This is a genomic window from Sodalis sp. C49, from assembly GCF_046352915.1.
Classification (GTDB): Bacteria; Pseudomonadota; Gammaproteobacteria; order Enterobacterales; family Enterobacteriaceae; genus Acerihabitans.
In genome coordinates this window covers 148,255-161,869 of record NZ_CP163303.1, presented here as the reverse complement: position 1 = coordinate 161,869, position 13,615 = coordinate 148,255, and the positions used below count along the sequence as shown (strand labels likewise).

At 59.0% G+C, this 13,615-nt stretch carries 12 protein-coding genes; 8 read left to right on the top strand and 4 right to left on the bottom strand.

Features of this window, described 5'->3' with window-relative positions; genetic code table 11:
• The first annotated feature begins 8 nt into the window (after positions 1-8).
• From ABUK12_RS00665 to ABUK12_RS00635, 7 genes are all read left to right on the top strand, one after another.
• Positions 9-1,505, top strand: coding sequence for a sugar ABC transporter ATP-binding protein (locus tag ABUK12_RS00665; protein ID WP_410014476.1), 1,497 nt, complete (start codon positions 9-11; stop codon positions 1,503-1,505).
• A 44-nt stretch (positions 1,506-1,549) separates the two neighbouring features.
• Complete coding sequence (locus ABUK12_RS00660) at positions 1,550-2,521, top strand: ABC transporter permease (RefSeq protein ID WP_410014475.1); 972 nt, start codon at positions 1,550-1,552, stop codon at positions 2,519-2,521.
• A gap of 2 nt (positions 2,522-2,523) precedes the next feature.
• On the top strand, positions 2,524-3,381 hold the full coding sequence (locus ABUK12_RS00655) for a MurR/RpiR family transcriptional regulator (RefSeq protein ID WP_410014474.1): 858 nt from the start codon (positions 2,524-2,526) through the stop codon (positions 3,379-3,381).
• Complete coding sequence (locus ABUK12_RS00650) at positions 3,381-4,274, top strand: PfkB family carbohydrate kinase (protein WP_410014473.1); 894 nt, start codon at positions 3,381-3,383, stop codon at positions 4,272-4,274. The genes ABUK12_RS00655 and ABUK12_RS00650 overlap by 1 nt, the downstream gene beginning before the upstream one ends.
• Positions 4,275-4,446: 172 nt before the next feature.
• The gene (locus ABUK12_RS00645) at positions 4,447-5,469 is read left to right on the top strand and encodes a LacI family DNA-binding transcriptional regulator (protein WP_410014472.1); all 1,023 of its coding nucleotides are present in this window, start codon (positions 4,447-4,449) and stop codon (positions 5,467-5,469) included.
• Between the two features lie 47 nt (positions 5,470-5,516).
• The gene (locus tag ABUK12_RS00640; protein ID WP_410014471.1) at positions 5,517-6,635 is read left to right on the top strand and encodes a mandelate racemase/muconate lactonizing enzyme family protein; all 1,119 of its coding nucleotides are present in this window, start codon (positions 5,517-5,519) and stop codon (positions 6,633-6,635) included.
• A gap of 74 nt (positions 6,636-6,709) precedes the next feature.
• Positions 6,710-7,924, top strand: coding sequence for an MFS transporter (locus ABUK12_RS00635; RefSeq protein ID WP_410014470.1), 1,215 nt, complete (start codon positions 6,710-6,712; stop codon positions 7,922-7,924).
• A gap of 32 nt (positions 7,925-7,956) precedes the next feature.
• Here ABUK12_RS00635 and ABUK12_RS00630 read toward each other — a convergent pair whose 3' ends face one another.
• The 3 genes from ABUK12_RS00630 to ABUK12_RS00620 are packed head-to-tail and all read right to left on the bottom strand — an operon-like array spanning position 7,957 to position 11,189.
• On the bottom strand, positions 7,957-9,498 hold the full coding sequence (locus ABUK12_RS00630; RefSeq protein ID WP_410016782.1) for a DHA2 family efflux MFS transporter permease subunit: 1,542 nt from the start codon (positions 9,496-9,498) through the stop codon (positions 7,957-7,959).
• A gap of 53 nt (positions 9,499-9,551) precedes the next feature.
• On the bottom strand, positions 9,552-10,634 hold the full coding sequence (locus ABUK12_RS00625; RefSeq protein ID WP_410014469.1) for an HlyD family secretion protein: 1,083 nt from the start codon (positions 10,632-10,634) through the stop codon (positions 9,552-9,554).
• 12 nt (positions 10,635-10,646) lie between these two features.
• Positions 10,647-11,189 (bottom strand): winged helix-turn-helix transcriptional regulator, encoded by a 543-nt coding sequence (locus ABUK12_RS00620; RefSeq protein WP_410014468.1) that lies wholly within the window; start codon positions 11,187-11,189, stop codon positions 10,647-10,649.
• Positions 11,190-11,377: 188 nt separating this feature from the next.
• On the opposite strand from ABUK12_RS00620, the gene ABUK12_RS00615 reads away from it, so the two are divergent.
• Positions 11,378-12,304: an MBL fold metallo-hydrolase gene (locus ABUK12_RS00615; protein ID WP_410014467.1), complete on the top strand. Its 927-nt coding sequence runs from the start codon at positions 11,378-11,380 to the stop codon at positions 12,302-12,304.
• A gap of 106 nt (positions 12,305-12,410) precedes the next feature.
• Here ABUK12_RS00615 and ABUK12_RS00610 read toward each other — a convergent pair whose 3' ends face one another.
• The gene (locus tag ABUK12_RS00610) at positions 12,411-13,226 is read right to left on the bottom strand and encodes an aldo/keto reductase (protein WP_410014466.1); all 816 of its coding nucleotides are present in this window, start codon (positions 13,224-13,226) and stop codon (positions 12,411-12,413) included.
• Positions 13,227-13,615: the final 389 nt, after the last annotated feature.

The following is a 13,615-nucleotide window of genomic DNA, read 5'->3' as shown; positions in this document are numbered from 1 at the left end:
GAGAGGTTATGGACAATTATCGTTTGGAAATGCGTAACATGACCAAGATATATGGCGCCGTTACGGTACTTGATGAGGTGAATTTCGCCGTAAAAGCCGGCGAGGTTCATGCCCTGATCGGTGAGAACGGCGCGGGTAAATCCACGCTGCTGAATCTATTGTCCGGAGTAAAAGAAGCCAATTCCGGCGATATTATGCTTGAAGGCGCTGCGGTCAAGATTAAAAACCCCCTCGCCGCCCGCAACGCGGGGATCGCCATGATTCATCAGGAATTACAGCATGTTCCCGAACTCTCCGTCGCGCAAAATATGTTTCTCGGACGCCCGCTAACGAAGCACAACGGCCTGTTCGTGGATAAAAAAGCCCAGTATGCCAAAGCCAAGCTTATCCTCCGGCAACTGGATCCCGCCATCGACCCCGATGCGCAGATCAAGACGCTGAAAGTGGCGCAACAGCAAATTGTCGAAATTGGCCGGGCCTTGCTGGAGGAGGCCAAGATCATCGCCATGGACGAACCGACGTCCAGCCTGACGCCGACGGAGTTCGAGCGGCTGGCGCAATTGATCCATGACCTGAAAATGATGGGCGTGTCCATTATCTATGTATCACACAAAATGGATGAAATTTTCAAGGTCTGCGATCGGGCCACTATTTTGCGCGACGGCAAACAGGTCGGCGTGGTTAATCTTGCTGAGGAAACCGAAGAGACCCTGGTCACCCGCATGGTCGGCCGTAAGATTGATAAGATAAAACACAATACCTTCGCCACCGATCGGGAAATATTAAAGGTGGAAAACCTGGGCCGGAACAATGCCGTCAAGCCCGCCAGTTTTTCGGTATATGCGGGCGAGGTGCTGGGCATTGCCGGTCTGGTCGGCTCAGGACGCACGGAACTGCTGCGCCTTATCGCCGGCCTGGACAAAAAAACCAGCGGCCGGATTTTTATCAATGGCCGGGAAATCACATCCCACAACGTCAGGTCTGCTATCCAGGCCGGCATCGGACTGGTGCCGGAAGACCGGAAAAAAGAGGGAATAATCAAGGAAAGGTCCGTAGCGGTCAATATGGCGCTGCCTTCCATGAAGCAGTTTACCCGCCAGGGGCTGGTTAACAGTAAAAAACTTAAAAGCGTGGCCGTTGAGGTGATGTCCAGTTTAAGGCTCAGACCCTTGGATATTCAGCGACACATCGGCACATTAAGCGGCGGCAACCAGCAGAAAGTCATTATCGGCAGATGGGTCGCAGCCAAAAATGAAGTCTTTTTATTCGATGAGCCGACCCGGGGTATTGACGTCGGCGCCAAATCAGAAATCTATAACCTTATTGAAAAACTGGCGCATGACGGTAAAGCCATAATTGTGGTGTCATCGGAAATGCCGGAAATAATGCGAATTTCAGATCGCGTGCTGGTGATAAAGGACGGCAAAGTTGCCGCCCAATTGACCGGCGGCGATATCAGCGAAGAAAAAATTGCTCAATACGCTCTCAGCAGCACTGTAAATTGATTTTTATTCTACTTTTTCACAGATTAATATCATGAGGTTAAACCATGAATGCCCAAGAGAGTACTTTGCGGAGTAAATACTACTCTTCCCTGCTTAAATTTAATTTGCGTGACGCGGGAACATTAATAGGCCTTATCATCATCGTAGGCGTATTTTCGGTGTTGTCGCCCGTATTCCTTACCGTACCCAACCTGCTGAATATCCTCCAGCAGTCTTCCCTCAACGCCGCCATTGCCCTCGGCATGACGCTGGTCATAATCTCCGGCAGCATCGACCTGTCGGTCGGTCCCGTGGCAGCGCTTTCCGCCGTGGTCGCGGCGTCGCTGATGGTGGCCGGCGTGCCTATTTCGCTCTCCATCATCGGCGCGCTGGCGGTCGGCGTGTTATGCGGCACCTTCAGCGGCGTGCTGGTGGCCTACGCCGGGCTGCAGCCGTTTATCGTCACGCTGGGCGGTCTGTCGCTGTTTCGCGCCGTGGCATTAATCTATACCGGCGGCAATCCCATCTTTGGTATTCCGCAAGAATTCAGGAGCTTTATCAACGGCTATTTCTTCGGCATCCCCTGCCCGATAGTGATCGTAGCAATTATAGCGATAATATTATGGGTTATTATGAACAAAACGCCGTTGGGCGAATATATTCTCGCCGTGGGCGGCAACCAGGAAGCGGCCAGGGTAGCCGGGGTGCCGGTGGAAAAAACCAAAGTCATTGTCTTTATTATTTCCGGGCTGCTTGCTGCTATTTCTTCCCTGATTTTAATTGGCCGGCTGGGCGCGGCCGAACCCACCCTGGGCAACCTGTGGGAGCTGGATGCCATCGCCGCCGCGGCCATTGGCGGCGCCTCCCTGATGGGCGGCAAGGGCAGTATCATCGGCACCATTATCGGTACCATAATCCTTGGCGCCTTGCGAAATGGCCTGACGTTGATGAACATCCAGGCCTTCTATCAATTGCTTGCCACCGGCCTAATCATTATAATCGCCATGCTGATTGACAGGGCCACCAGAGGTAAGTAGCGATGAAATATGATCCAAGAGCCATTGGCGCGCAAATTCGTATGCGATTACCACAATTAACGCCGCTGGAAATAAAGGTAGTGGAGTCAATTACCTCTAAAGAAAGCCTTTCTGAAAGCACGTCACTCAAGGAAATTGCCACAGAAAATAGCGTTTCAGAAGCCATGATTGTTAAATTAGCCAAAAAACTGGATTTTACCGGTTTCCGGGATTTCAGGACCAGTTTAATACATTATAATCATTCCGACGTGGCTAATCTTCATAAAGAAATATCGCCGGACGACTCATCCGCGCAATTATTGGAAAAGGTTTTCAAAACCTCGATACAAGCGATTGAGGAAACCATGGCCATTATTGATATTGCAGCATTTGAGCGAGCAGCGGAAATAATATACCGCGCGAGAAATATTGATTTATACGGCGTGGGGGGATCGGCGCAGGTAGCTCGGGATATGTCGCACAAACTGTTAAAAATCGGCATACGGGGCATGGTGCATGATGATTCCCACATGATGATGATGTCGGCATCGGTATTGAATGATGATGATGCGGTGATCGCGATAAGCCACTCCGGCACCACCAAAGCGGTGATTGAACCCATAAAGCTCGCCGCTAAAAATGGCGCGAAAGTTATCGCTATCTCAAACTATGTTAACTCGCCCATAGTGAAGTACGCCGATGTGGAACTGCATTCAACGTCGCAGGGCTCACCCTTGTTGGGTGAAAATGCGGCATCGCGAATAGCGCAGCTCAATATACTGGACGCGTTATTCGTCGCCATAGCGAAGAAAAATCTCAAGATTGCACAGGCTAATCTGAATAAAACTCAAATGGCGGTGCGCAGCATGAGGGTAGATTGATGCGTGTAAATAAAATTTTAGTGGTCGGCAGCCTGCATTACGACATGATGGTCGATGCCCCTCACCTTCCCGAAAAAGGCGAAACGGTGATCGGCGACTCCGCCTCATTTAAGTTCGGCGGCAAGGGAGGCAACCAGGCCGTAGCGGCGGCCAAAGCGGGGGCTAACGTTGTGTTCCTCGGTGCCGTGGGCGCGGACGATAAAGGCCGCTTTCTTCTCTCGACGCTGCAAGCGTACGGAATAGATACCACCCCGGTTGAAACCGTCGCCACGCTTGCCTCGGGAATGAGTTTGGCCATCACGGATGCCGACGGTGATTATGGGGCCATTGTGATATCCGGCGCTAATAATGCCATTGATATCACCAGACTTAGCCATGATGATGTCTGGTCAGGCGTCGGCCTGCTGGTATTGCAAAATGAAGTGCCGGAAAGCGTGAATTTATCCGCCGCGCGGGAAGCCCGCAGGCGCAATATTACCGTCTGTTTAAATGCCGCGCCGGCAAAAACGTTGTCCGCCGATTTCCAGCGGTACATCGACATGTTGGTGGTCAATGCCATCGAGGCGCGCGATATGTCGGGCGTGGCCGTAAACGATGCCGACTCCGCGGGCGCCGCGGTAGTAGCCTTAAAACAACGGTTTTCCGTGGTATTGGTCACCGCGGGTGAACATGGGGTAGCGTTTTCCGCCACCGATGATGCCTACGACTACCTGCCGGCGGAAAAAGTCACACTGGTGAGCACCCATGGCGCTGGCGACTGTTTTTTGGGCAACTTCTGTCATGCATTTAACCGCGGCGCGTCGCTAAGAGACGCTGTGGAGGCGGCAAACCATGCGGCGGCGCTACATGTTTCCCAACCGAAGACTTCCCAGCTGACGACCCTAATTTCTTAACACCGGCCTTCGGGCCGTTCCCAGCCTCTTGCCGGGCGTAGCTGCCACGCCCGCCTCGCCGGTGCCTGCTCATTCCTTTCCCGACTGAAAATCATTTTTGCGCCTTGGATCACAGTATGGTTTCGCAGTGAGAATCTAACATTAGGTAATCGATTACCTAATGCGAATAAACATGCAAAAACCCATAGCTATCCGTGATGTCGCCCAGGCGGCGGGCGTCTCCACCGCCACGGTATCACGTTATATGAACGGCAAGTTTCATGCGATGAGCGCGGACACCCGATTGCGCATTGAAAGCGTGATTGACGCTATGGGCTATAAACCGAACGATGTGGCGCGCACGCTGCGCAGCACCAAAAGCAACACCATCGCGGTGATCGTGTCCGATATCCTCAATCCCTATTCCATCGCCATCCTGCAAGGGATCGAGGAAGCCTGCGCGGCGTTCGGCTATACCATATTCGTCTGCAATTCCAGGGAACTGCCGGTAAAGGAGAAAGAATTTATCGAGATGATGCTGGCGAAACGGGTCGACGGTTTTGTGATAAATACCACCGGCGGCAACGATGGTCTTATCGCCAGCCTGGCCGAGCGGACCCCCGTGGTGCTGGTTGGACGTAAAATCAGCCAGGGGGCGGTGCAGGCCATTACCGTGAATAACGCGCAGGGCATGGCCCTGGCGGTGGATCATTTGCGGGCGCAGGGCTGCCGTTCCCTGGCATTGCTCAGCCCGCCCACCACCGGGATCAGCCCGCGCATGGAACGCGTTGAGGCTTTCCGCACGCACGCCGCCCGCGCCGGGGCCGACGGCATCATCAGCGATATCCAGATTATCGGCCGTGTCCAGGTCGAGCCGGTCGCCGACGCCCTGCAACATATCATGGCGCGGCGCGACCCGCGGCAACGGCTGGGCATTATCGCCACCAACGGCATGCTGGCGCTGGCGGTGCTCAAGGCCGCCAAGGTCCTGGGATATGCCATTCCCGCCGATTTCCTGTTTATCGGTTTTGACGATACCGAATGGGCCTCGGTCAGTGATCCCAGCCTGACGGTGGTCGCGCAACCGACCTACGAGGTCGGCGCCGCCGCGGCGAAAAGACTGATCGCCCATTTGATTAAAAAAGAACCGCAAAATGGACCGGACGCCATTGAATTACCGGTGAAACTGATCCCGAGAGACTCAACCCTGACTTAATTTTTACCGCCAGGGTAATCGATTACCCTGCTGGACCGGAGGCAGCGATGCACATTCAAGATATCAAGACTTACGTGGTGGTACAAAAACTGGATACACAGTTCGGCATGTCCCAGTGGTTATGGGATAGCCGGGCCAGCTGCCTGTTGGAAATCATCACCGACGAGGGCGTGATCGGCTGGGGCGAGTGTTTTGGCCCGGCCAGGGCCAACGCCGCGCTGATCAATGAATTATTCGCCCCGCTGCTGATCGGGCAGGATCCGCTGCAGCGCGCGCCATTATGGGAAACCCTCTACAACCGCACCCGTGAATTCGGCCGCAAAGGCATCGCGGTTTCCGCGCTGTCCGGTATCGATATCGCCCTATGGGATATCGCCGGCAAAATCATGGGGCAGCCTATCGCGGCATTGCTGGGCGCCGCCGCCGCGGTGCCGGTCACCGCCTATGCGTCGTCTTTTTATTATTCCGGCGACGCGCGCTATACGCTGGAAAAAGACGCTGAAGAGGCGCTGAACCAGGGATTCCGGGCCTTTAAAATGAAAGTGGGCGGCCTGGGGCTTCGCCAGGATGCGCAACGGGTGGCGCGGGTGCGGCAGTTGATCGGCCCCGATGCCGGCCTGGCGGTGGATGCCAATCGAGCCTATACCGCGCGCGAGGCCATCCAGTTGGGCAGGATGATTGAAGAACAGGACATCTCCTGGTTCGAGGAGCCGGTGCTGCCGGATGATTTCACCGGCTATCGCGAGGTGAGAAGCGCGTTGCATATGCGCATCGCCGGCGGCGAATCGGAATTTACCCGCTTTGGCTTCCGGCCGTTCCTGGAACAACGCTGCGTGGACATCGCCCAGCCGGATGTCGCCGCCTGCGGCGGCTTGGGCGAAGCGTGGCATATCGCCGTGATGGCCACCGCCTTCGGCGTCGATTGTTATCCCCATCTATGGGGTTCCGCCATCTCCTTGGCCGCCACGCTGCATTTAATCTCCGCCATTCCGGTGGCGGTGCCCTCGATGGTAAAGGCGCGGCCGCTGCTGGAGCTGGATCGGGCGCCCAACGTCTTTCGCGAACAGCTTTCCGACTTAGTCATCGGGCCGTCGATGCCGGTGCCGGATAAACCGGGGCTGGGCATTGAAATCGACCGGAGCCTTATCCGGCGCTACGCGCAATAACACGGCCGGCACGTTCGCCAGGCCACGTCACCCTACGATGGAATCATTAAAATAAACACAGAATGGGACAGGATATGAGTCATGCAAAATGGTACCGTATCGGCGGCACATTGATGATTGGGCTATTTGTCGCTTATCTCGATCGTTCAAACCTCTCCATTGCGCTGCCCGGCATGGAACGCGATCTGGGTTTTTCCGGCGCGGCGACCAAAAGCCTGGCATTAACCGGCTTTCTTATCGGCTATGCGGTGGCGAATTTTTTCGGCGGCTTCCTTACCTACAAACTGAACCCCAAAACCACCATCGTCAGCATGGTGCTGATCTGGTCGCTGGCCCAGGTGATGACCGCCTGGGTCACCTCGCCCACGCTGTTGATTATCTACCGCATTATTCTCGGCATCGCGGAAGGCATTTACTGGCCGCAGCAATTCCGTTTCGCCCGCGCCTGGTTTACCAAAGATGAAATCACGCGCGGCACCAATCTTATCCAGTTTTACGGCCAGTTCCTGGCGCTGGCGCTGGGGTTCCTGATCCTGACGCCCATTTACGACGCCCTGGGCTGGGAATGGATTTTTTATATCACCGGCGGGCTGGGCCTGGCGATCGTGGTGCCGTTGTTTTTGCTTTTCCTGAAAAACGCACCGGAGGGCGGCAGCGGGGCGGCGGCCGAAGAGGCGCGTCCCGCCGGGAAACTGACTTTCCAGGCGCTCGGCGGTTATCCCTTCCTGTTATTGATATTCAGTTATTTCGCCAACGGCATGCTGTTTTGGGGCATTACGCTGTTTATTCCGATGCTGGTTCATTCGCTGGGCTTTACCGGCCTGTGGCAGGGGTTTGCCAGTTCCCTGCCCTATATGCTGGCGATTGTGTTCGCCATTCCGATGGCCTATATCAGCGATCGTACCCAGAAACGCGGGCTGATCGCCGCCTCGGGACTGGCCGTCGCCGGCATACTGCTGGTCATGTTGCCCGTTATTGATAATCCGGTGGCGAAAATGGCGTTGATTACCCTGGCCATCGCCTATTTCACCAGCAGCTACACCACCAATATCTGGTCGATTATCACCTCAAGCGTCCAGCCCGAAGCGGTAGGCCCGGCGGCCGGGGTGATTAACGGCATCGGCGCGGGCGGCGGCGGCACCACCGCCGGTTTTGTCGTCGGCGTGCTGTACAGCAACACCGGCTCCTATCTGGCGGGATTCAGCGTTATCGGCGCGGTAGCCATCCTGGGCGGGCTGGCCGTCTATCTTTATACCAAAATCCAGCGCACGGACGTGAGCGCGCAATAACGTGGCCACGCGCCCATCCGCCTTTGCCGCCGTCAATGCGCCGGGGGCGCCGCCGCCGGCTTGGTTATTTTCTTCATCAGCGGCACCATGGCGGTGGCGATGATAAAGCACCACATGATCGCCATAAACGTATCGCTGAAGGTTAACGTGCGCGCCTCGCGGTAAGCCAGCGACCACAGCTGGCGCAACGCGGCGGCAGCGGCGGAGGACGGATCGTAGCCGAGCCGGGTAAATTGCCCGGCCAGCGTATCCAGCATGGCGTTCATCGCCTCGTTGGACGCCGTCAGGGATTCCGCCAGGCGGGAATAATGCAGGTTGGTGCGATCGTTGAGCAACGTCGCGCACCAGGCAATGCCGATGGCGCCGCCCAGGTTGCGCATCAGGTTGAAGAGCCCCGAGGCCATTTTCAGTCGTTCCGGCGCCAGGCTGCCCAGGGTCAGCGTGACGACCGGGGCGACGGAAAACTGCTGCGCCATGCCGCGGAACGCCTGGGGTATCAGCAGTTCCCGCGCCCCCCAGTCATGGGTAATCGGCATAAAATTCCACATGGAGAAAGCAAAGCAGGCAAGGCCGAACATCAGCAGCCAGCGCAGATCGATACGGTTGGCAAAAAAGGAATAAACCGGAATGGACAGGACCTGGAAGATGCCGGTGGAAAATACCGCCATACCGATCTGCAGCGCGCTGAATCCCCGGACCTGGCCGAGGAACAGCGGCGTCAGGTAGATAGTGGCGAAGATGCCGACGCCGGTGATAAAGGAGAAAAAACAGCCAAGGGCGAAGTTGCGCTCTTTTAACGCGCGCAGATCGACAATCGGCCGGGCAAAGGTTAGCGAGCGCCAGAGAAACAGCACGCCCGCCACGGCGGAAATCCAGGCGGTGGCCAGGATAACGCCATCACCAAACCAATCCCAGCGCGGCCCCTCCTCCAAAGTGTACTCAAGGCAGCCCAGGCAGAGCGCCAGCAGTACGATGCCCAGGTAATCGGCGCCGCGCAGCAGCGCCAGGTTGGCGCGGTCAATCCTGACCATAAGCGGCACGGCGACGGCAACAAAAATCCCCGGCACTAAATTGATAAAAAAGAGCCAGTGCCAGGAATAGTTTTCGGTAATCCAGCCGCCCACCGTCGGCCCAAGCGTCGGCGCCAGCGACGCGATGCCGCCGACGGTGGCGGCGGCGAACACCCGCTGCGGCCCGGCAAAAAAGATAAAGGCGGTGGTAAACACCAGCGGGATCATCGAACCGCCGAGAAATCCCTGCATCGCCCGGAACAGAATCATGCTCTGGATATTCCACGCCCAGCCGCACAGCAGGCTCGATAAGGTAAAGCCAATGGCGGAAACGCAGAACAGCCAGCGGGTCGACATCACATGCGCCAGCCAGCCCGAAAGCGGTATGACGATGATCTCGGCGATCAGATAGGCGGTCTGGACCCAGACGGTTTCATCGGTGCCCGCCGACAGGCCGCCGCCGATATCCTTTAACGACGCCGAGACAATTTGTATATCCAGCAAGGCGATGAACATGCCGACGCACATGGTGGCAAAGGCGAAGATACGGGTGGGCAGCGTCATGCCGGCCGGCAGGGCCGCCACCGATGAATGCGCGGCCGGCGCGGCGGCGGCGCTCACGGGCGTTCCGCTTCGCGGCTGTCGATGGCGGCGGTTACCGACAGCCCCGGGCGCAGCAGGCCCAGCGTGCCGTCGTCGCGGTCAAGATTGATGCGCACCGGGACGCGCTGGACGATTTTGGTGAAATTGCCGGTGGCGTTTTCCGTCGGCAGCACGCTGAACTGCGCGCCGGTCGCCGGCGCCAGGCTGCTGACCGTACCGTGGAACACCCGCCCGGGCTGGATATCGGCCCGCACCGTGGCGCGCTGTCCCGGCCGCATATCCGCCAGCTGATCTTCTTTAAAATTGGCGTCCACCCACAAGCCCGTGGCCGGGATAATGACCAACAGCTGGCTGCCGGCGCCGGCCCAGGCGCCCAACCTGGCCCGCCGGTTGCCCACCACGCCGTTTATCGGCGCGCGGATCTGGCTGTACTCCACATTAAGCCGCGCGAGATCGCGCCCGGCAACGGCCTGATCCAGTGCGGCCTTGATCTGGCCTTTTTCGCTATCGGTGACCGCCAGCTGACGCTGTGCCGCCAGGAGCGCCGCGCGGGCCTGCTGGCCATCAGCCACCGCCTGCCGGTAGTCGGCCTCGGCTTTTTGCAGGCTTTGCACGGAGACGGCGGCGGACATCTGCAGTTTTTGGTAGCGATCCAGGTCATGGCGGGTGCGTTCCGTTTGCGCGTCGTAACCGGCGATGGCGGCCTTGGCCTGCTCGATCAGCGCTTCCTTTAAACTGCGCGTCGAGGCCAGATTGACCAGCGCGGCCTGCTGCGCGGCGATTTCGCTTTCCGTTTTCGCCAGTTCGGCCCGGTAATCCCGATCGTCAAGGCGCACCAGCACATCGCCGGCATGCACCGCCTGGTTATCGGTGACCTCGACGCTTGCGACATATCCCGCCACTTTGGCGCTGATGGTGGTGATGTCGCCGCCGATATACGCATCGTCGGTGGTCTGCATAAAGCGGCTTTGAGTCCACCAAAAATAGCCGTAACCGGTAAGTATTGCCGCGCCGGCCGTCAAGGCCATAAGCATCAGGACGCGGCTTTTTTTCATGCCGCGCGGCGGCGCGTCGCTTGCGCTGAGAGGCGTGTTCATCGGGCTATCCTGTTAAGCAAATTTTTTAGCGGGCGGGTTAAAACGCAGGTTGTCATCCCCGGTCGTTTCTTTTAGCTGCAAAAATGCCATGCGGTAGCGCATTTGCTCGCTGGCCATCGGTCCCGGGCCTACCCGATAGGCCGCGTCGGTCATTTTTTCACCGGTTACGGCATCCACCAGTATCGGCTGCGCCGGCACGTTGGTTTCCCGGTTGACCAGCTGTGTCGCGATGCCTTCGGGGGCGAAATGGGCGTTGCCCCAGGCCAGCAACGCCCATAATACCGGCTGGAAATCGCGTCCGGCCTCGGTCAAGTGATATTCGTGGCGGGGAGGCTTATCGCTGTACTGCCTGCGCTCCAGCAGGCCGTTTTCCACCAGTTCGGTTAACCGGCGCGTCAGCATATTGGGGGCGATCTTCAGACTGGCCTCGAATTCATAAAACCGCGTCAGGCCGTAGAAGGCGTCGCGCAGGATCAGCATGCTCCACCATTCCCCTACCCGTCCCAGGCTGCGGGCGATGGGACAGGGCATGGCGCTGAAATCGGTCTTGGTCATGGGCGGGCGCTCCGGCTGGTAACTATCAAGTTGAAAGTAGCATACCGCCAGTGACTATCATTATGCAAGTCTATGCCTAAAAAAAGGCCCATAGTGTATAGTCAAAGCGGGCACTCTCGCGCCGCATGCCGCGCGTAGGGTTTTTGACCGGCCGCCGGCGCGGCATTCTCAATCAAGGCAGGTGTTGCATGTCAGATCATCAGCATAGCGTTTCCCAGGCCGCCACCCTGCGCGTCTGCCGCCCCTGGCCCGGGATCATGGCCTTTTACGACGGGCGCATCCCCCATAAGAGACTTTACGGCGCGCAAGCTAACTGGCTCGATGACGGCGCCTTCTCTCTCGGCACCGCCACCTACGCCATCATCGCGGGCCACGAGGCGGTGGTGTACGATACCCACATGACGCTCGATCACGCCGCGGCGATCCGCGCCATCCTGGAAGAAGAGGGCGTCACCGCCATCAGGGTGATCATGAGCCATTGGCATACCGATCATGTCGCGGGCAACGCGGCGTTCGCCGATTGCGAAATCATCGCCTGCGACCTGACCCGGCAATTGCTGATAGAACACCGCGAAGAGCTGGAAAACGGCGCCCCGCCCATTACGCCGCTGGTCCTGCCCACCACCACCTTTACCGATCGCCTGGACCTGACCGTCGGCGCCCTCTCCCTGGAGCTGCGCCAGTACGATATCCACAGCGCGGACGGCCTGGTGGTGCGCATCCCTTCGCTGGGGCTGCTGTTGGCCGGCGACACGCTGGAGGATACCCTGACCTATGTCGCCGAACCCGGACGGCTCGCGATACACCTGCGCGAGCTGGCCCGCCTCGGGCAGTGGGATTTCCAGCGGATCCTGCCGAACCACGGCCGCTTAGAGATGATTGCCGCCGGCGGCTACCCGCGCGACCTGATCGCCGCCACGCAGCGGTATGTGGAACAGCTGCTCCGGCTGCCGGCACACCCGGAATTAGCCGCTTTGCCGCTGGTGGAGTTTGCCGCCGCCTCGCTGGCGACCGGCGCGGTGGCCTGGTTCGAGCCCTATGAGGCGGTACACCGGCATAATATCGCCAGCGTGCTGAAGGCGACCGGCGCCGATTGCCGGCCACAGCCTGGCTGAGTGAGGATCAACCGCGCGCGTGTTCGCCGCGATTTTCGCGGCAAGGGGGCTGCGGCGCGCGGCTGGACTGCCGCGGGTGGACGTCACGGCGGTTTGCCCGCCGCCATCAGACCAGGGCGATCAGTTCGCGCCGCTGCCGCGGCGTCAGCGCCGGTCCGGTCGCCGCCGCCGCGTTTTCCGCCATGTACCTGGGATTGCCCGTGCCCGGTATGGCGCAGGTGACGGCGGAATTGGCGAGCACGAACTTCAGCGCCAGCTGCGCCCAGGACACGGCGCCGGCGTCTGCGGCCCAGCCGGGCAGCGGCGTCGCCCCCAGGCGCCTGAGCAGCCCGCCGCCGCCAAACGGCGTGTTGCAGATAACGGCCACCCCTTTGTCACGCGCCAGGGGGAGCAGCCGTTGTTCGGCCGCGCGATCGTCCAGGGCATAGTTAATCTGCAGAAAATCCAGCGGCGTGGCGTTGATGAGGCTCTCCAGCGCATCGTACGCCGCAGGGGTATAGTGCGTGACGCCGATATAGCGGATGCGTCCCGCCGCTTTCATCGCGCGCAGGGTGGGCAGGTGCGTTTGCCAGTCCAGCAGATTATGGATTTGCATCAGATCGATGCGATCGGTTTGCAGTAAACGGAACGACGCCTCCATTTGCCGGATGCCGGCCTCGCGTCCGGAGGTCCATACCTTGGTGGCGAGAAAGGCCCGGGGCCGCAGCCGCCGCGCCCCCAGCAGTTCGCCGGTGGTGCGCTCCGCCCGGCCGTACATGGGCGAACTGTCGATAACCGTGCCGCCGGCGGCAAACAACGCATCCAGCACCGCGGGAAGCCGCGCATACTGACTGTCGCCGGGCGCGACATCAAAGCCGCGATAGGTGCCAAGGCCGATAACCGGCAGCGCTTCGCGCGAGGAAGGGATAGGACGGGTCGGCATAGGCGATGCTCCTGGCGAAGGCGGCCGCGGGGATACCGGCGGCGCGCCGAATGAAACCCTTGCGCCCAGGGTGCTCCAGGCCGCCCATCCGGCGCCGAGGCGCAAGAGCCGGCGGCGGGATAACGGCGCCATCGTCAGCCCGCCTGGCCGGGATACCGCCCGGGCGCGATAGACGGCGCACGCCGCAAGGCGCGGCAGGCCCCGGCGTAGCCTGGTGATAGAGATTGACCGCCGATACCCAGGTCGAGCCGTTTTTGCATCCCACGATCCCCCCTACTGTTTGCCCGCCGTTATTACCGCATATAGCTTATCGTATTACTATAAGCCGGCGCCAGCCGACATAACGGCAATAGCGGGTGCATCATCCCTTTAGACTTACCGGCAATTGT